The sequence below is a fragment of the Flectobacillus sp. genome, assembly GCF_049240685.1.
GTDB lineage: Bacteria > Bacteroidota > Bacteroidia > Cytophagales > Spirosomataceae > Flectobacillus.
The window spans coordinates 11498-32038 of sequence record NZ_JBMLSD010000155.1; the positions used below are offsets into that span (position 1 = coordinate 11498).

The following is a 20541-nucleotide window of genomic DNA, read 5'->3' on the forward strand; positions in this document are numbered from 1 at the left end:
TTTATGGTTTTTATGGATAAAATGCTATCCTATTTCAAGTTAAATTTGAATAAAGCCAGGTATAGGTATGAGTGATGAATTATAAGTTGTGAATTATTATCAATTTCGGATATCGGATGTTGGATTTCGGAAGTATAAGCCACTTTTTAAAAGTAATAATGGTATTTTACATCATTTCCTAAATTAGAAATCCTGAAACTGAATCAAAAAGTAAAACTTTAAATATCAGTACTTTAGAAAAATTAGGTAAAAGAATATCAGGCATTAAAAAATAGTTTTAATGCAAATACCTGATATTTTTTAATCTCAAATTCTTTGTGAAAGAAGCTAGTTAAACCTCTTTGTCTTTAAGCAATGATTACCTCTATTTCATTATCTTTGAAAACTTCTTTGTGTTTGTCTTCAATGGCGTCGTCGGTAATGATATAATCTATCAAACTCAATGCTCCTAAGCTTGCTAAGGCGCTTTTACCAATTTTGGTGCTGTCTGCTACCAAATAAGTTATCTCGGCGGCATCAATCATAGCTTTCTTTACCACTAAATCGCTGATACTTGGGTAAGTCAGCCCTGATTTTAGAGAAATCCCCGCTGTTGCTAAAAACAGTTTTTGCACATTCAAGCCTTTGAAAAAATCGGCAGCTTTTTGTCCTGTTAGCGACAAGGTCGGTGGTTTAAACTCCCCTCCTGTCATAATGACCTCGATACTCGGCTCAGCACCGAGCATCATGGCGATATTCAAAGCATTGGTAATTATGGTTAGGTTTCTTATTCCTGAATGTTTAATTTTTTTGGCAATCTCGGTGGTTGTACTTCCCGAGTCTAAGATAATGGTGTCGCCTGATTCGATATATTCAAGGCACTTTTCAGCAATTTTTTCTTTCTTATCTAAATTATCTTGATGAACAAGAGAAAAACTTTTTACTTGATCTTCTACATTTTTGAGGTAAGCACCACCGTGTTCCTTTATGATTAAATCTTCGGCTTCCAGCTTTTCTAAATCCTGACGAATTGTAACCTCTGTTACTTTAAACAATCGAGCCAAGTCAGCCACTTTAGCCGAACCATCTTCTTTTAATAAATCTAAAATTTTTTCTCTACGTTGATTTGGGAGCATAATGTCTAGGTAATTTTAAGCTTCATTTTGCTCTTTTTTTTATCTTGAAACAAAAATAGAAAACAAAAACAAATAAAAGAAACAAAACGAAAATATTTTTTGTATTAATTTGGGTCAAAATATAGAAAAACCTGCAAAATGATTCTTTATCTTTATATTCGAAATAAAAACAAAACAAAAAGAAAACAATACAAAGGTTTTTCGAACTAAATTTACTTAAAAAGAAAGAAATACAAAATCTTTTTTACTACTAGTTCAAGACTTAATCTTGGACTTATTTTTTGAACAGTTTTGAAACTGAATCAAAAAAGCGGTCGAAAATTGTTTTTCGACCGCTTTTTTGATGAAACTTATTAGATTTTATTCAGTAGATTAAAAAAACCTTTATCTCAAGGCTACAGTTTCTACAATTTCGAGACCGTAACCGAATAATGCTGCACGTTTTTTGGGATTATTGGTCAGCAATTTGATTTTTGAAATACCTAAATCTCTCAAAATTTGTGCGCCAATTCCATAGTCTCTCTCATCGTTTGGTGTAATTTCAGTACTTTGATTGACACCCATTTCCTGTAGTTTGTATTTTTTCAAATCACTCATTAAGTTGGCACTTTTACCATCTTGGAACATATACAAAATCACGCCTTTTCCTTCATTTTCAACGGATTGCATCGCACTTTTCAACTGTTGACCGCTATCACAAAGCGTTGAACCGAAAATATCACCAACGACATTAGACTTATGTACACGCACTAATACGGGTTCATTTTTTTCCCAAGTTCCTTTAACTAAGGCCAAATGCGTATCTCCTGTATCTTTTTGACGAAAAGCAATCAAATCAAAATGTCCCCAATCCGTTGGCATATCTACGCCAATTTCTCTTTTAATCAATGATTCAGTCTGAAGACGATACTCCACTAAATCTTTGATAGTGACTAATTTAAGATTAAACTTATCGGCAATTTTTCTTAAATCTGGCAAACGAGCCATCGTGCCATCTTCATTTAAAACTTCAATTAGTACGCCCGAAGGCTTAAATCCTGCCAATTTAGCAAAATCCATCGCTGCTTCGGTATGTCCAGTACGACGTAAAACACCTTCCGTTTTGGCTTTCAAGGGAAAAATATGTCCCGGGCGGCCCAACTCCTCTGGCTTTGTATTTTCGTCGACCAATGCCTGAATCGTTTTGGCACGGTCTGGCGCTGAAATACCTGTGGTGCAACCATGCCCCAGCAAATCTACCGATACCGTAAAAGGGGTTTCATGAGAGGAAGTATTATTTCCCACCATCATATTCAAGCCCAATTCGGCACATCTATCTTCTGTTAAGGTTACGCACATCAAACCACGACCTTCTTTAATCATAAAGTTGACTAACTCTGGCGTAATGGCCTCCGAAGCACAAATCATATCTCCTTCATTCTCACGGTCTTCGTCATCGGCTACAATAATAATTTCGCCTCTACGAATAGCTTCAATCGCTTCTGAAATGCTATCTAATTTAATTTCCGACATGGTATTCTTTTTAATAATCAAAGAAGCAAGAAGCCTCCTCAATCGATTTGTTTTCATTTTTCACTTCAAAATTATGCTTTTTAATGATTCGGAAAGAAAAAAATAAAAAAACGAAAGAAAATTAGGGCGTAATCTATAGCGGATTTGGACGAAGTGACTTTCAGGTATCGGCTTTCGGCGGTGGGCTTTGGAAGAAGTATGTCTTTGGTTATTTAAAACTCCTTGTGTAGTGACTGTTGCCTAAAATAGGTTGCCTTTCCTTTAGTAAATTTTCAACATGATTCAATTAGTTGGTAAAATGAGGTCTGTTTATAAGAAAAATCGTAGGTACATTTCCAATATTTCCCTCAGCTCCGTAGGAGCGACAGTTTGGTAGTATTGAGTTATTTGTTGACCCATAAAAAGAGCGCCGTAGGTGCGAAGGAACTCAAACTAAGTTGAATTCTGTCGCACCTACGGCGCTCAAAAAAAGGTTATTTTCAAAACTACTGCTACCAAACTTTCGCTCCTACGGAGCTTTTTTGGCAACATTAATGCTACTCTCTAAATCAAAAAAGCAACCTATTTTAGGAAAGGATAAAGGACAGTTCAGCACTAATACCTAATTGTATTTTCAACTTATTCGGCATAAGATAATCTTTTTTTCAACACAAAAGAGAAAAATACCCCCACTAATGCCATTGCCATGCCTACCAAAACGGGTGTATTGTAACCAAACCCATACGTAATAGGTAAACCGCCTAAGAAAGCACCTAGAGAGTTACCGATATTGAAACTCGCCTGCGTGGCAGCAGAGCCCAACATTTCGGCACCTTTTGAGGTACTAATCATCAAGATTTGGATTGGCGCCGCCAATGAGATAGATAATGCGCCTGCGATGAATGTCAATATCAAAGAGATAATTTTATTTTCTGAGAAGAAATGGATGCCTAATAATGTCACTGCCATCGCAACTAATAACCACAAACAAGCTTGAACTGCTGGCAATTTATCTGCTAATTTTCCACCGATGATATTTCCTACCACCATACCAAAACCCGCCAAAACCATAATCCAAGAAACGCTACTTGCGGAGAAATGCGATACTTCCGTCATTAATGGCGCTATATAACTAATCCAAGTAAACAAGCCTCCTGTTCCGATAGAGGTAATCACAATTACCAGCCAAGCATCTACACGCTTAAAAAGTTCTAGCTGTGAAATCGTACTTTCTCCCTCGTTACGGTCGGATGGTAAAGCTGGCAACCAAAGATTAATGAAAAGTAAGGTGGTTAGTCCGATAACAGTCACTAAGGCAAAGGTATATCTCCACAAATATTCATGTCCAATCCAAGTACCAATAGGCACCAACAATAAATTCGCAATTGTCAAACCCGCAAACATGGTCGAGATAGCTTGAGCTTGTTTGCCTTCATCAGCCAAACGACTTGCGACTACAGCACCAATACCGAAGAAGGCACCATGTGGCAAACCCGCTAAAAATCTGAAAAACAACAAAGTAGTGGCATCAGGCGCTAAAGCAGACAATGAGTTGAAAATGGTAAAAATTACCATGAGGAACAAAAGCATCTTTTTGGGTGGATACTTGCTTCCTAACAATACTAATAAGGGTGCACCAACCACTACACCCGCTGCATAAGAAGAAATAATATGAGCGGCGTCGGTAATACTAACGCCTAGATTGTTGGCAATGTCTGGCAAAATCCCCATTACTACAAATTCGGTAGTACCGATACCTAGTCCACCTAAGAACAGGGGAAAAAAATGTTTTTTCATGATTTCAAAAATGATTGACAAGCAGTAAGAATAGCTGTCAGTCAACAATTAATTAAGTTATTCTGGATAGATTATAATACTTTGCTAACCTCAAAGTTCGCTAGATAATTCAACAAATCTGGACATATCTATCGGATTTCAGAAATTCATTAGAGACGTCAAAAACAATATTGTTTAAGTACAATCTTTTGGGCACATTAATTACTTTATCCTTCGATAAATCCTAAAAAATTCAGAAGGTTTTTCAAATGTTAAAATGATTTTAAGTTAAATAGTGTTAAATACAATCCTGATTTTCAGGACATAACAAAAATGTATTTTCCTTTGTATCAAGGATTACTTTTACATGCTAGCTACCACAAGAATCCTCTATTTCTATTTTTCAACATCAAAACATAATCATCTATTCGGAAGTGTTACTTTGAGCTGAAGATATATTCTGTCCTTGGTAATGCCTCCCAAAAATGTCCGACATACTATGATATCATTTCGACAACTCAACAACGGAATCGGTTGGGCAGTGTTTCTTATTGCCTTTATCGTATATGCAACGACGGTAGAACCCACTGCCTCCTTTTGGGACTGTGGCGAGTTTATCGCTTGTGCTTACAAATTACAAGTCCCTCATCCACCCGGAGCGCCTTTGTATCTTTTGCTTGGCAGGTTTTTCTCATTATTTGCAGGTGCTGATGTCACCAAAGTAGCTTATTGGATAAATATGCTATCGGTATTGACGAGTGCGCTAACGGTGTTGTTTATGCACTGGACTATTGTGCTGATTGGTCGTAAAGCCTATCAAAAACCGTTTTCAGATTTAACAAAAAGTGAAACTTACACACTCCTAAGCGCAGGCCTAATTGGTTCGTTGGCGTATGCCTTTTCAGATTCCTTTTGGTTTTCGGCAGTTGAGGCGGAGGTTTACGCAATGTCCTCATTTTTTACTGCGATTGTCGTTTGGGCAGCCTTCAAATGGGAACTTATTGAAGATGAAGCTTCTGCAAACAGATGGTTGATTTTCATTGCCTATTTGGTGGGTTTATCAATTGGGGTTCACTTACTCAATTTGGTGACTGTTCCTGCTTTGGCATTGCTTTATTATTTCAAGAAAAATCATAAACCAAGTTATAAAGGAGGTTTTCTGGCGTTATTGGTTGGTTTGGTAATATTAGGAGTTATCAATTCTTTGATTATCCCTGGCATCCCATCGATGGCTTTTCAGTTTGAATTATTATTTACCAACGGACTCGGTATGCCTTATGGCGTTGGGGTAAGTCTATTTTTGATATTGTTTTTAGGAGTGCTTATTGGTGCTATTCGCTTTTCGATTCTCAAAAACAAAATACATCTGAATGTTGCTTTGTTATCTTTGAGTTTTGTTTTGATTGGTTATTTATCCTACACTTTGGCCTTGGTTCGTTCCAATTACAATACACCACTCAATGAAAATGACCCTAGTAATATTCTCAATTTTGTAAAGTATTTAAAAAGAGAACAATATGGCGAGCGTTCGTTGTTATATGGCCCCGTTTACACGGCAGAGGTTGAAAATGTAGAAAGAGGAAAACCTCAGTATAAAATGTCAAATGGCAAATATGAGATCTATGATTACCGACAAAAATTGATTTTCCCTAAAGGACAAGAAATGCTCTTTCCGAGAGTGTATTTTAGTCCGATGGAGCAATATCCAAAGCAATATGCCCAAATTCTAGGACTGGCTCCTGAACAAAAACCTAGTTTTGGAGACAACCTGCGTTATTTCTTTGTGCACCAAATGGGGCACATGTATATGCGCTATATGCTATGGAATTTTATTGGTCGTGATAGTGATGTTCAAGATGCGGGTATGTCATTTATCAGCAAAAGTCCTTATTCAGCTCTTTCAGCTCGTAGTAAATCTCACAATAATTACTTTGGCTTGCCTTTAATTTTGGGATTAATTGGTTTCTTCTTTTTGATGAAAAGAAACGAGAAAGACTTTTTGACCACAACTTTGATGTTTTTATTGACAGGAATAGGATTAGTTATTTTCTTGAACGCCCCTCCTACCGAGCCTCGTGAACGAGATTATATTTATGTGGGTTCGTTCTACTTTTTCTGCATTTGGATTGGATTAGGCGTTATACAATTAACTGAATGGGCGAACAAATTGCTTCGTCAACCAGCACTTTCGGTTGGCATTGGAAGTTTGGCAGCACTCGTGATTCCTGTGATATTGATTCAAGAAAACTATGACGACCACGATAGAAGTAATCGCTATCAACAAGTAGATTTTGCCAAAAATTTGTTAAATTCTTGTGAGAAAAATGCCATTTTGTTTACGGCTGGAGATAATGATACTTTCCCACTTTGGTATGTGCAAGAAGTGGAAGGCTTCCGTACAGATGTACGAGTTTGTAATCTTTCGCTATTAGGAACGGATTGGTATATCGAGCAAATGAAGCGAAAAACCTACGAGTCGGAAGCTTTGCCTGTATCTATTTCCGAAGACTTGTTACGAGAAGGCATCAACGACCAAATACTTTTTTACGAAAACCCAAATGTAAAAAGTGGTATCAATTTGATTGAGTATCTCAAATTGGTAAAAGAGGACAATCAGGCGATTAAAGTACCATTGCAAGATGGTTCTTCGATAAATACGCTACCTAGCGAAAACCTTACGATTCCGATCGATGTGGATGCAATCAAAAAAGCAGGTTTTGTGCCAAAAGACGTCGAACCATTGCTGACGAATCAAATGAATTGGTCGATTGGTACCTCTGGGATTTTGAAACCGCAATTAGTACAGCTCGACATTATTGCTCAAAATGCTGCTCATGGCTGGAAACGCCCAATTTATTTTGCTACCTCACTCAGCAAAGCGAGTTATCTCAACATGAAGGAGTTTATGCAATTGGAAGGTTATGCTTATAGATTAATGCCTGTAAAAATAGAAGGAGCTACCGAAGGAATCGTTAATACAAAAGTTTTAGAGCGGAATTTGACAAAAAAAATGGTCTGGAGAAACCTTAACAATCCTAAAGTGTATCATCATACGGAGTTTTATCAATTACCAACTACGATGGGGAGATTATCCTTTCAACGATTAGCGAGTCAGTTTGCTCATGAGGGTAAATACCAAAAAGCAAAAGATACCTTGGATTACTGCAAACGCATTATGCCCGACCACTCTATTCCCTACGACCATGTATCGGCAGGTTTTGTGAGTTTGTATTTAACCATTGGTGACCATGACTCCGCTATGGAAATCGCCAATACGATGATGAATCGTAATAATCAGCTGCTGGATTTCTATGGAAAAAATCGGAGTGCGAGCAACGAGCAAGATATACAAATTGCCCTTTTCCAAATGCAAATTATTGTTGAAAGCCTCAAAAATGCCAAAGCCCCAGAGGCTGAAAAATACGAGCGAATGTTTCAGCAACAACTCCAAAAACTGAGTAGCTAGGGAGTTTTGAGTGATGAGTTTTGAATGATGAATTGTGAGTCTGTACTTCGCAAAGGATAATAAAAATAATTGACTGAAACCTTTTATGCAGTCCTAACTCACAATTCTACATTCACCATTAAATAATTTGAATTGAAACTATCCATGTTTCAATTTAGAGACCCCTATAGCAAAAACAGTAAGTCCCAATACAGCACAACCGGCCATCACAGCCGTCATGGGAATACTGGTTCCGTTACTCAAAATACTGACTGCGGCGGCGGCCAAGGACCCAAAACACATTTGTAAAGCACCCAACAAGGCCGATGCCCCACCGATAGATTTAGTAAAGGGATATAAAGACAAGGCCGAAGAATTGGGATAACTAATTCCCTGACAGCATAAAAATAAAAAGACTAAACCCAAAGCGCTGTATAAATTGAGCCATCCCAAGATACTTACCAAACATAGTGTCAAACCTACTAAAGTTTGTATCCTCAAAGAGACACGCACGACCTGACTACTACTAAATTTTTTTAGTAAAAGAGTATTCACTTGGCTGCTTGCAATCAATCCACCTGCCAAAAAGCCAAATATCCATCCATATTCCTTTTCAGAAACCCCAAATAGTTTCATAAATACAAAAGGCGAACCCGATAGATAGGCATATACCCCAGCCGAAATCAACGCCCCTGCAAAAGCATACGTATAAAACTGTGGTACTTTTAGGATATCAATAAATGAAAAAATAATGGCACGTGGCTTTAAAGAAATTGATTCATCAGGTTTTTTACTTTCAGGTAAGGCAAAATAACAAGACAAAAACAAGATTACCCCCAACCCAAACTGCATATAAAAAACACTGTGCCAACCCATTAAAGTAATCATATAACTTCCTACACTTGGTGCAATAATAGGCGATACACCCAAAATTAACATCAGCAAGGAGAATATTTTTGCCGTTTCTTCTACAGGAAATATATCTCGCACAATAGCACGAGGCGCCACCATTCCTACACAGGCACCCAAGGCCTGTAAAAAACGAGCCGCAATAAGCACCTCCACAGAGTTGGCAGTAGCACAAGCTAATGAGGCTACCAGATAAATAGATAAACCAATCATCAATGGCTTTTTACGTCCAAATCTATCGAGCAGAGGGCCGTAAATTAGCTGTCCTACCGAAATACCAATAAAGAAACTAGACAAAGAATAGGCAACCTCGTCGACAGTTACGCCCAAATCCTTCGCAATGGTCGGAAAACCAGAGAGGTAGGTGTCAATCGAAAAGGGTCCAATGGCTGATAATAAACCAAGAATAAGAATTAATATACTGCGATTTTTCATTCGGGAGATTACTATTGTATCAAAATGATTACAAAGGTAGTAAAGTCAATCAGGTTTTTCTAAATTTCAAAAACTTCGTGAAAGTACTTTATACTAGAACGCAGTATTTAATTCAAATGAAAACAAAAACCCATGTTATTACTTCCAAATTTCTGTTCCGAATATCAGCTCTATTTTTTTTCGATTTTTTATATAATCTTGAAAAATGTTTGGGTCGGTAAAGTCGTATAAGGTTCCATCGCATTTGTATTGGTGAATATTGGTAGAAGAACAAAGTCCACATTGAACTTCCACTACATTTGCCCCTTTGTACTCGTACAACACCACACCGTTTAAACGTTGGGAAGACTCCCCCGTTCCAAATTTTTGGATTTCGGTAGACAGCCAAGTAAGATTTTTTACAGGATTTTTGACGCCACAGAGTTCAATTGAATTTGAATTAGGTGTTAATTCATTGGACTCATCATTTTTACAAGAGAAAGATGCTCCAACAAGCAACAAAGAAATGCTTAGTAGAAATGGGTAAGTTTTCATAATAGGTTGTTTTTTACGTGTTAAAAAATATTTGTAGTCATATTTCGGCAAGGTGAATTTAGTGTTTGCTTTCAATAAATAAGTAGCAAAACGTTATTAGTTAATTCTGTATTTGAAGACATTCATAATCAGAAGGTTATATTCAAATTACTTGGCTCATTTTCAGCACTAAAACCTAACAAAATTCAGAAGATTTCTCGAAAAAATAAAACTAATTCTACTTTTTATTTAAAAAATCTCTTTCTTTAAATCTTCAAAGAGTTATCTTAAAACATTACTTTTTGTAAACTATCTAAAACTTAAATTTCTATGAAAAAGTCTTATATCAAACCATTTACTTTCCTGATTAGCATTTTCTTTCTAAGCGCATTTCAAGCAGAATTTTCACCAAAATTCAAATTGCTTCCTGCCGAAAAAATCACCTTCAACTCATTTGTGGATTGTAATATGGCTGAGGTTTGGGTAGGTGATACGTTTAGAATTTTCCCTGGAAAATATGGAGAAGATCCTCTCTGGGGCGACGCACGCGATTTAAAGTACGCCGACGGTGCCAACGCCGAAGCAGTATTTCGTAGTCCAAAAGAAAATTTTCATAATCCCATTATGCCTGAAAATGCAAGCGTTGGAAAGGTAGGTTTGCATGGTGCAGTATGGTTCGAAACTGTTTACCAATCACCCAAAGACCCTTCGGGCAAAACCCTGTATGCCGTATATCACAACGAAAATTATCCCCAAACTTTACCTTACAACTCCAAAACCAAAGAAGGATACCAATCTAAAAACTGGCCTCAAGGCATAACGGGCGAGACCAGTCCAGCGGCAGTATGTCGAATCGGAATCATGAAATCATTGGACGGCGGTAAGTCTTGGGAAAACAAAGGAATCTTCATTGAGGATCTCGACGACAGGATGATTCTCAAACCTCATAATATATCCACTACCTTTGCAGGGGGCGTTGGCGACCCATCTGCTGTAGCAAGTGGTGATTTTTTATATTTGTTCTATGGTGAGTACGGGTACGCAGGAAAATACACGGAAGATACCTACAACCCTAGCATCGAAAAGGCAGGGCAGTGTATCAGTGTAGCAAGAATTGCACTCAAAGATTTGGATAAGCCACAAGGTAAAGCAAAAAGATGGGATGGAATTGGCTTTAATGCTCCGTACAACGGCATCGGAAAACCTATTACCTCCTTACAGATACCTTCTGCACAAGGCGGTGGTCCAGCCTCCTCTCCTAAAGCTGGTTATCATTGGGGTCCCTCGGTTAGTTGGAATACCTATTTGAATTGCTGGGTAATGATGATGGCCAAATCGGTCGGAAAATCTTGGCAAGGAAGCGAAGTTTACATTTCTTTTAACAAGAATACCAATTTTGAAAAACCTTCTAAGAGTCAAGAATGGACAAAACCGCAATTAGTTTTCAGTAAACCTGGCTATATCTTATGGTATCCTTCGCTTCAACCACTTAATACTCCAGAGGATATCAAAGCCAAAAATACTTGTCTCAAACTTGGAAAAAGAGCCAGATTTTTTGTAAAAAGAATCAAACCAGGAGACGATGAATATGCCTCCGAACATATCATTGAATTTGAAAAGTAATAATCGAGCTTTCGGCTACAGGCATTTGGCAAACAGATTTTGGATGCGAAATAAAATCAATTTTGCCAAATGCCTGATTATCAAACCGATTTTAAGACTCATCGCCTTTCAGTTCCATATCGTGTTTTTTGAGATATTGATTCGGAGTTAGACCTGTTTGTTTTTTGAAAGCAGTAAAAAAAGTACTTTTACTTTTAAAACCACATTCATTAGCAATGGCTTCAATTGTGTAGTTTTGATACTCTTTTGAAACAACTTTTTCGGTAAACGCCTTAATTCTGTAGCTATTGATAAAATCATTATAGTTCATTTTTGCTACAGTATTAATGGCATTTGAAATGGCATAAGGTTGAATCCCAACTTCCATGGCCAGTTCAGAAATCGTAAATTTATAGTTGAGATACGATTTACTTTTATTCATAACACCCTTAATCAACTCAAAATCCTGAATGTGAACAATATCTGGCTCTTTATCGACTTTGGTTGTACTGATTTTTGCCAGTTCCTCTAACTCCTCTAAAGGATATCCCTCAACTACCGAAGAATTAGAAACTCGTAATGAGCTGTCTTTTATGAAAAAATAAGCCCCCAAAAGAACAAAGGTCATCAAGGAATGAATCATAGACACCTTGTCCATAAAAGTATCTTGATCCACCTCCTTCAGCAACTCATGAGTTAACAAATACATATAACCATTTGAAATATAGAGCAGTAAGAATCCTACCGTAAAAAACACATCCCATTGAGGCACAAGTTTTTCTTTGATAAAAGAGTTTTGCGTCTTTACAACAAAATTCCAAACCAAAATCAAATAGATAAGCCCAAGTATACTTTGTGCGTAGGGAATCCAAACAAAAGGTATCCAACCAAAAGTCTTGGTAAATAAATCTTTTGCATCAAGATGCTCGATGATTTCAAGCTTCTGCTCGAATGGCATCGTGTAAAAAGGAATCAAGTCGATAACTACAGCAAAAAATGGAAGCGTCTGAATCAAAACTGTTTTAACAGAAAAGACATATTCTCTTTGCGTTACAATAAATAAGTACAAAAGATAAGGACCAATGATATATAAAGGACGAGCTACCAACAACAATCCACTGATGGGATAATCTTGAATGATATGAGTAGTGATACAAACTTTCATAATGAGAAACCAAGCCCATAAAGATAGGATGACTCCCCAAATAGTTTTAGATATAGAGTAAGGTCGAGTGAAAGCCTTTGTTAGACTTCCTAAAGTGATTGCGATAGCAATCAAATTTAAAAGTATTGTCATAAAATCAACATTAAGGCCGGTTATCCCAAAACCCATTAAAGTTAAGAGGAATAACACAACTTTCCGAACCGTTAAATAAGCTTGGGAGATTTCAAAGGTTCTGGAGTTTAGTGGCGGTAGACGTTTTTGGGAAAACTAAAAAATAAGGAAATACTTAATTACAAGTAATAAATTGTGAGCGCTGAATTATTTATGTAAACCTATATTTGGCTACACTTTGTCATATTCGCCTAAGCAATTTAATGCTTTGTAATAATTAAAAATTAAGCAAATTTAGCTTAATTTGTACTTTGTTGTGATAATATAAGCAAGATTTTAACATAATCAAATTTCTTTAGTAGTTAATTTAATAGCAATCCCATAAAAATAAGGTAAAGAACAATTGAAACAAATAACATAACAGCAAAGAAATTGTTCTAAAAGACACTTTTTTAAAACTATCCAAATGTAGATTTATTTTGCGTAGATGCTTACAAAACATAGGAACAAATGGCAATTTTTAGCAGTAAATCACTCTGAATATTGATAGGTATAAATCAGGCCTGTAAGAAGGATTAAGTTTTGTTTTTAAAATAAAATTGCAGTTGGCCACCCTTGCGGTTGCCCAACTCAACATAGCAACCTCAAGGGTGGCCACTACTAAAAAAATGCTGATGAGATAAGTGTTTCCTGACAACATGAAATCCTTCGTACTGGACTAAGTAAAATTGCTGAATTATTAGTTGTGAATATCATATAAAGCGCTGAAAATATTATTACCTTAAAAAATCAAAATATGAAGAAATATCAAATTGCCGAAATCAATATTGCACGAATGAAAGGAACCAATATCAACGACCCCATCATGAAAGAGTTCGTTGATAATTCAGATTTAATCAATAAAATCGCAGAAAGTAGTGAAGGCTTCGTTTGGCGACTCCGAGACGATAGTAATAATGCTACCAGCCTCAATCCATACGATGATGAACAGATAATCGTAAATGTCTCTGTCTGGGAAAGTATTGAAGCTCTTGAAAATTTTATGTACAAAACCTTACATTCTGATTTTTTGAAAAGAAGAAAAGAATGGTTTCAGCGTTTCGGAAAAGTATATACCGCTATGTGGTGGACGCCAGCAGGACAATTCCCAACGTTACAAGAGGCGGTCGCTAATTTAGATTATCTTGAAAAATTTGGTGCAACCGAAAAAGTTTTTGATTTCAAAACAAAGTTTCCCAGCCCAAGCTAACAGCCTAGCAACGACAAAATAGTTTTTCACTCAAACAAAATAAACAGATAACATTAACTCCTCAAGCTTTTCGGTTTTCAGTCCTTGGCATGCCGCAATCAACTGAGGCAAATATCGATAATCAAACTTAACATAAAACAAAACTAAAGAAATGAACATCTTCAAACAGAGAAAACTCTATGTCAATACTCTTTTAACTTTTTTGGTTATTGTGTTAATTGATTTGCTTGTTGGGGCAGGTTTGAACCTATCGAGAGGTAGCACTTTTGCGCAAACAATTGAAAATTACAAGATACCTTATTCTTATTTAGGTGTAGCATTCACAATAGTCTATATCAATATAAAAAAGCAAAATCAAGCATAAATAGTAAGCCCAAAACGAGTGGCTGAAATATCGGTTGGTGAATAAACTTAACTCCTTAGCTTTATAGACATAATACTTAGACGACCATTTTAAAAATTTGATTATATTGTAGTTAGATAATCGTAAGCCTTAAACCACAACCATGGAACAATTCAAAATTAGACAAGATGGCTTTAAAGAGATAAGAAACATGATGCTTCTTAAAGCTACACCAATATCACTAATAGCAGCATTTGGTGGACTTTTGTTGAGCCATTTTAACACGAACGAACAGCAAAGTAATGTAAACGTTTTTCCATACGTAATCCCAATGATATTAGGAGCATTAGCATTTGGACTTTATCGTAGTATTAACAGACAAAAAGAAATCTTCGAAAGCTATCGCCTAAGGATTGATGATAATGGTATTACAAGAGAGCAACTCAATACTCCGACAATAACTATTAAAAGTGCAGAAGTGAGCGAAATCATTAAAAATTCAAATGGAAGTTTTACAATTAAAGGAAAGTCCTTTGTAGATATCATTGGTGTTCCTTCTCAAATAGACAACTACGAAAAACTGGAAAAAGCATTAGCTAACATAAAACAAATTTCGACAAAAAATAGTGAGCCATATCTTCAAAAATTTCGTGGAATACTTTCTATTTTGTTGATAGGTTTAATGGCTTTAGTTTACATTTCAAAAGACAAAATAATCGTTGGTATTTCTGGAACCGTTTTACTTGCGATGTTAGGATATTCAGTCTATGAAGTTCAAAAAAGCAAAAATATTGACAGTAAAACTAAAAAGGGAATGTGGTGGCTAATTTTTGTAATAGCATCATTAATAGTAGGAATGTATTACAAACTTACTGGACAACAATAAACAATTGCCATTGATAAAATAAAACGGTGGCTAGCCTCGTATGGTTAAAGTTAGTACGCAAAATAAAGTTTAAGATTGTGCTTTAAGCTTTCAGGTATCGGCTTTCGGCGGTGGGCTATGGGAAAAAGCATGGCTGTGATTAATAAAAAACATTTTAACACTCTTTGCTTTGTGCCTATTGCCTGTTCCCTAAAACACATAAATTAAATCTTATTCTGAATGACTACTTAAGTTTTAAATAAAAGCAACTACAAAACATTAAACAAATTACATGAACTGTAAAAACTGTAACAACGAAGTAACTACTAAGTTTTGTCCAGAGTGTGGACAGCCAACCAGTCTCAAGCGAATTGATGGAAATTATATAATGCATGAAATTGAACATGTTTTGCACTTTGAACGTGGAATTTTGTACACAATTCGAGAACTAATCCTAAACCCCGGACAAAATATCCGTAAATATCTCTCCGAAAACAGAAGTCGACTCGTAAAACCTATCATATTCATCATCATAACCTCGTTGATTTATACCATTTTAACCCACTTCTTTCATGTTGAAGATGGTTATGTTAAATATCACGAAGCCGAAGGAGAAGTCCATAGCGCTGTTGGGAATATAGTTAAATGGGTGCAAGACCACTATGGCTATGCTAATATCATGATGGGCGTTTTTATTGCTTTGTGGTTAAAATTGTTCTTCAGAAAATATGATTATAATTTTTACGAAATTCTCATCATGCTATGCTTTGTGATGGGAATAGGTATGTTGATTTTTTCAATTTTTGTAGTTATTGAGGGAGTTACACACCTTGCTGTAATGCCAGTGGCAGGTGTTGTTGGCATCCTGTACGCAGTTTGGGCAATTGGACAATTTTATGACCAGAAAAAAATAGCTAACTATCTAACCGTTTTAGCGGCTTATTTTTTAGGCATGATCACATTTTGGATATTTCCTGTGCTGATTGGAACTGTTATCGACTTATTAAAGAAGCACTAAAATCATTGAGTTATATTATCGATAAATATACTCTGTTTGGCTTTCAAAGATATGCTATTCTGAGAATTGGAAAGTATTTTTTTTAGGACTAACGATTAAAGCGCTTTTTTGAAAGCTATAAAGTCATTAGAGTAAGAGGAGAAAAAGTCCAAACTATAGGTTATTGTGTCTAAGGATAATGAGACAGGTTTTTCAACTAGTAGAAATTTGCTTTGGGAAAAACTTAAGGAGAGAAAATAGTATGCTTTTCAAATCGTCACATTTTTTTGAAAAAGTGACGGTAAATTTGGAGATATTTTCTATTTCGAATCTAATTAGCATCATTAAAAAACTATTGTCAACACTGGATTTTATGCTGATTGGGTCAGCAAGACAGAGTACCTAAAGAACTCTTATGACAAACAAAACATTTAATACTTTGGACTGCTCTATTGCCAGTTATCAGTTAATTAAAAAGGAAAGTGAAAAATACTGGGAGAATATTAAGCTAGATACTTGCTGGGGGTGGCAAATTCAAAAAGATAGTAAATGGAAAACAGGTTTATCAGAAATTCAATTGGAAGATTTTCAGAAGAAATTAGGGTTAACTTTTTCTGAGTCATTAAAGAATTACTTTCGAACAATGAATGGGCTTGATAAGCTAGGAATAAACAATAAAGCTGGTGAGGGAGAAATCGAATTTGGGACAACCTTTTATTCATATCCCGACGATATTGATACAATAAAATCACAGATTGCATGGATTTTGAAGGAAAACAACTTAACTGACAATACGCTAAATGTACCTCCAATTATACCGTATTTAGGACATAGATTTTTAATACTCGACGAAGAAGAGTCAGTTCTTTCTATGTACGGCAACGACATTATCTTTTGGGCTGAAAATTTATCTAAAGGATTAGCAAGCGATATTTTTTCGATTCACGCCACAATAGATACAGACAATATCAAAATGAACACATTTTGGAATAAAAGAATCATGTAGCTAATTCCTTTGGTTGTGCTTAAGACACATTTAGCCTTAGATTGAGTTGTATCATCCATTCCTACTCAAGCTTTCCAATTAGCGGGTGAATTTATTCACCCTTGATGAAAAAATTCAAATTGCTTTCTCATCAAAACATGAGTCATCCCAAATTTTAAGATTGGGATTATCCTCAATAATTTTCATAAAAAAGGGGTCGGAATATATATTTCCCGACCCCTTTTTTGAGGCTATTATGCTGGATTTACTTGGTTTGAGACGCATGCATCGAGACGCAAGCATTGCGTCTCTACTAGGAGAATCTAAATTTTAACATAATCACTCATTCGCTCAATCACTCAATCGCTAAATTAGGGATGACTCATGTTTGATGCTTTAAAACTCATCTTTAGACGCAAAATATTGCGTCTCTACAACTCACTAAATGATGCTCTACCACTTAGCAATATAGCCTAATTGTTCGTCTTCATCTTCGTATTCGAGCTCGGCGTCTTTTTCCCAAATTTCCATTTCGCATGGTTTACAGTTGAATTTCAATTTGTATTCTACTTCGCCATGTTTTAGGGTTAATGGTTCTACCAATTTTTCGCCCATGGTTTGGCGTTGGTATCTTGCACATTTTCCTAGCTCATATTTTACGCAATACTTGGTCGTCATTACACGAGATTTGCCTGGGTCCCATTGCAATTCAAAGGCTTTTTCGATTTCGGTAACGCCGTGTCTCTGATAAAATGTTCTTGCCATTTTGTTAGAAACATTGTACATAAAATCTAGTTTTTCAACTGGATAAGGATGCGTTGTTTTTTCTAATTTATGCTCTTCTCTGTGATATTCATTCACACGAATGTCAACCAAACGCTCTAACACATCCCTTCTAATTTCGTTTACTTTTGAAATCGGCAAGAACCAATTCTCAGAAAACTCAACTTCCAATTCGTCAACAATAAATGGTGTGTTGCCCGTTTTGGCTAGGTTCTTTTTAATGTTTGGAATCACAGAATCTTGACTTTTCGCCAATTCTTTAGCTACTTCAATGGTTCCAACAGACTGGTGACCGTCTTCGTCGATGGCCAATAATTGGAATCCAGTTTCTGTTTCGGTAAATTCCAATTTTACGCCAATTTTGCGGACAGCACTGTTTTCTTTCTCCACCATTTTATTGAATTCAGCATCTGAGTTTCTGTAAATCTCAGTACCAATCGCCAATGGTTTGAAAGTATTTGGAATAACAATATTGTTAAAAATAATATTGATTTGCGCTCCATCAGCTTCTCCAGCTTCATTTTGGAAATACAAACCATCGCCATTATTCAACTTCTCGTAATTCTCGATGACATAACCGTTTGCCTTGATTTCAAGCACTTTACCGATATACTGACCTTTCGATTTCGGACTTTCCCATGAACCAATTTTTTCTTTTCTTTTATTCAAGAAATAATCTGTATATCCACGGTTGAAGCTTCTATCCATTTCTGGTTCGAAGTTATAGAAAGTTCTACCAGAAGAGGCTTTTTCGAATCTATCGGAGTTTTCTTCCAAGAAAGCATCCAACTTTTTACGTAAGAAAGAGGTATTATTTTTTACATAAACAATATCCTTCAAACGACCTTCAATTTTGAATGAAGAAATACCAGCTTCAATTAAATTTGGTAATTGGTCACTCAAATCCAAATCTTTGATTGATAACAAGTGACTGTTTTCAATCAAGGTTTTGCCTGTTCCGTCTTCCAAACGGTATGGCAAACGACAATTTTGAGCACAAGAACCACGGTTGGCACTACGTTCGCCGTTGGCGACGCTCATATAACAGTTACCGCTAAATGACACACAAAGTGCCCCAGCCACAAAAAACTCTAATTCAACATCTGTAGCCTTGTGGATTTCTTGGATTTGGTCGAGGTTAAGCTCACGGGCTAATACCACACGCTTCATCCCTGCATCTGCCAAAAACTTCACATGATTAGCATCACGGTTGTTTGCCTGCGTACTCGCATGGATAACGATAGGTGGCAAATCCATTTCCATGATAGCCATATCTTGAATAATCAAAGCATCGACACCAATATCGTACAATTCATAAATCAATTTACGACAAGCTTCTAACTCATTATCATACAAAATAGTGTTGATTACCACAAAGACTTTAGCCTTGAACAAGTGGGCATATTTCACCATTTCAGCCACGTCCTCCACCGAGTTGGTGGCGTTTGAACGTGCGCCAAATTGGTGCGCTCCCATATATACTGCGTCTGCGCCAGCGTTGACCGCAGCCATACCTTGATAAAGGTTTTTGGCAGGCGCAAGAATTTCAATTTTCCTTTTCATTTCAATCCTATATTTTCGAATCCATAACAAGGGTGAGATTCGGTAATTTTACTTCAATTTGCAAAATTAGTGAATAATAGCTGATTCTCTGAATGGTATTTGGTTTTTTCGTAATAACAAGTAGACTGTTTAAGGATTAATTTGATTGCATTAAGCCTTGTTCAAGATAAAGTAATAATGTAACTTGTGAAATATTACAGAATTATAAATTTAACCTATACCTATAGCATGCCTCCTATCATTAATTGGAATATCGACCCTGTCATTTTTATGCTGACACCTACATTCCCAATCAAATATTACGGAATATTATTTGCACTTGGGATAACCATTGCCTTCTTAATTGTCAAAAAAATATATCGACATGAAGGCAAATCGATAGAAGAATTAGATACGCTCCTGATTTATATTGTTCTTGGCACCGTCTTGGGGGCAAGGTTAGGTCATTGTCTGTTCTATGAACCAGAATACTACCTAAATCATCCATTGGAGATTATACTTCCATTTAAAAAAATTGATGGCACTTATCACTATATTGGCTTTCAAGGTTTGGCTAGCCATGGTGGGACTATTGGGGTTTTACTCTCAATCATTTTTTACTGCATCAAATCCAAAACTCCTTTATTGCAAGTACTTGATAGAGTTGCCATTGCGGCGCCAATAGCAGGTACTTTTATCAGATTAGGAAACTTAATGAATTCCGAAATTTACGGTGTTCCAACAGATGGAACTTGGGGAGTTATATTTTTACAAGATGATACTATTCCCCGTCATCCAACGCAATTGTATGAGGCTGTCACTTACCTGTGCATCTTCTTGTTTTTGTGGTTTATTTATCAAAAAACAGAACTCATTCGCAAGTCTGGAGTGATGTTTGGCTTATTTCTCATTTTGGTATTTACTGCTAGATTCTTTTTAGAGTTCTTTAAGGAAAATCAGGTTTCCTTCGAAAACCAAATGTCCTTAAACATGGGACAACTCTTAAGTTTGCCATTTGTGATATTGGGTGTGGGTTTGCTGATAAGGCGATTATCGAGTGAAGGTAACTATAAAATGTAATTTGATCGACATGACTGAAACTCTCAAAATCTACGATACAACAATCGATTTACTTGCTTTAATCGTATAACTCATTACCACACAATCGTTTAGTATTCTTGTAAAAGCTCCGTAGGAGCGACAGTTTGGTAGCAG

The 20541-nt window shown here is 36.2% G+C and carries 14 protein-coding genes and 1 pseudogene; 8 read left to right on the forward strand and 7 right to left on the reverse strand.

What is annotated here, in order from left to right; all coding sequences use genetic code 11:
- Positions 1–347: 347 nt before the first annotated feature.
- The 3 genes and pseudogenes from ACOVQ4_RS07125 to ACOVQ4_RS07135 all read right to left on the reverse strand — a co-directional run bounded on the left by ACOVQ4_RS07125 (position 348) and on the right by ACOVQ4_RS07135 (position 4403).
- Positions 348–1115, reverse strand: a complete 768-nt coding sequence (locus ACOVQ4_RS07125) for a DeoR/GlpR family DNA-binding transcription regulator (RefSeq protein WP_421819960.1) — start codon at positions 1113–1115, stop codon at positions 348–350.
- Between the two features lie 390 nt (positions 1116–1505).
- A pseudogene (gene ribB / locus ACOVQ4_RS07130) lies at positions 1506–2627 on the reverse strand (3,4-dihydroxy-2-butanone-4-phosphate synthase); the annotation flags it as partial.
- 618 nt (positions 2628–3245) lie between these two features.
- Complete coding sequence (locus ACOVQ4_RS07135) at positions 3246–4403, reverse strand: MFS transporter (RefSeq protein WP_421819961.1); 1158 nt, start codon at positions 4401–4403, stop codon at positions 3246–3248.
- Positions 4404–4881: 478 nt separating this feature from the next.
- Here ACOVQ4_RS07135 and ACOVQ4_RS07140 point away from each other — a divergent pair, with 478 nt between their 5' ends.
- On the forward strand, positions 4882–7848 hold the full coding sequence (locus ACOVQ4_RS07140) for a protein O-mannosyl-transferase family (protein ID WP_421819962.1): 2967 nt from the start codon (positions 4882–4884) through the stop codon (positions 7846–7848).
- Positions 7849–7986: 138 nt separating this feature from the next.
- Here ACOVQ4_RS07140 and ACOVQ4_RS07145 read toward each other — a convergent pair whose 3' ends face one another.
- Positions 7987–9171: a multidrug effflux MFS transporter gene (locus ACOVQ4_RS07145; protein WP_421819963.1), complete on the reverse strand. Its 1185-nt coding sequence runs from the start codon at positions 9169–9171 to the stop codon at positions 7987–7989.
- A gap of 138 nt (positions 9172–9309) precedes the next feature.
- A complete protein-coding gene (locus ACOVQ4_RS07150; RefSeq protein ID WP_421819964.1) occupies positions 9310–9705 on the reverse strand; it encodes a hypothetical protein in 396 nt (131 codons plus the stop codon).
- A gap of 309 nt (positions 9706–10014) precedes the next feature.
- Here ACOVQ4_RS07150 and ACOVQ4_RS07155 point away from each other — a divergent pair, with 309 nt between their 5' ends.
- Complete coding sequence (locus ACOVQ4_RS07155; protein ID WP_421819965.1) at positions 10015–11307, forward strand: hypothetical protein; 1293 nt, start codon at positions 10015–10017, stop codon at positions 11305–11307.
- Positions 11308–11398: 91 nt separating this feature from the next.
- Here ACOVQ4_RS07155 and ACOVQ4_RS07160 read toward each other — a convergent pair whose 3' ends face one another.
- Positions 11399–12583, reverse strand: a complete 1185-nt coding sequence (locus ACOVQ4_RS07160) for a helix-turn-helix domain-containing protein (RefSeq protein ID WP_421819966.1) — start codon at positions 12581–12583, stop codon at positions 11399–11401.
- Positions 12584–13358: 775 nt separating this feature from the next.
- On the opposite strand from ACOVQ4_RS07160, the gene ACOVQ4_RS07165 reads away from it, so the two are divergent.
- From ACOVQ4_RS07165 to ACOVQ4_RS07185, 5 genes are all read left to right on the forward strand, one after another.
- On the forward strand, positions 13359–13811 hold the full coding sequence (locus ACOVQ4_RS07165; protein WP_421819967.1) for a DUF3291 domain-containing protein: 453 nt from the start codon (positions 13359–13361) through the stop codon (positions 13809–13811).
- A 151-nt stretch (positions 13812–13962) separates the two neighbouring features.
- Positions 13963–14175: a hypothetical protein gene (locus ACOVQ4_RS07170; protein WP_421819968.1), complete on the forward strand. Its 213-nt coding sequence runs from the start codon at positions 13963–13965 to the stop codon at positions 14173–14175.
- Between the two features lie 142 nt (positions 14176–14317).
- A complete protein-coding gene (locus ACOVQ4_RS07175) occupies positions 14318–15040 on the forward strand; it encodes a hypothetical protein (RefSeq protein WP_421819969.1) in 723 nt (240 codons plus the stop codon).
- Between the two features lie 271 nt (positions 15041–15311).
- Positions 15312–16037: a DUF3667 domain-containing protein gene (locus ACOVQ4_RS07180; protein WP_421819970.1), complete on the forward strand. Its 726-nt coding sequence runs from the start codon at positions 15312–15314 to the stop codon at positions 16035–16037.
- A 394-nt stretch (positions 16038–16431) separates the two neighbouring features.
- Positions 16432–17022 carry a hypothetical protein gene (locus ACOVQ4_RS07185; protein WP_421819971.1) on the forward strand — a complete coding sequence of 197 codons (591 nt, stop codon included), beginning with the start codon at positions 16432–16434 and terminating at the stop codon, positions 17020–17022.
- A 432-nt stretch (positions 17023–17454) separates the two neighbouring features.
- Here ACOVQ4_RS07185 and ACOVQ4_RS07190 read toward each other — a convergent pair whose 3' ends face one another.
- A complete protein-coding gene (locus ACOVQ4_RS07190; RefSeq protein ID WP_421819972.1) occupies positions 17455–19347 on the reverse strand; it encodes a peptidase U32 family protein in 1893 nt (630 codons plus the stop codon).
- Between the two features lie 228 nt (positions 19348–19575).
- On the opposite strand from ACOVQ4_RS07190, the gene lgt reads away from it, so the two are divergent.
- On the forward strand, positions 19576–20406 hold the full coding sequence (lgt, locus tag ACOVQ4_RS07195; protein WP_421819973.1) for a prolipoprotein diacylglyceryl transferase: 831 nt from the start codon (positions 19576–19578) through the stop codon (positions 20404–20406).
- Positions 20407–20541: the final 135 nt, after the last annotated feature.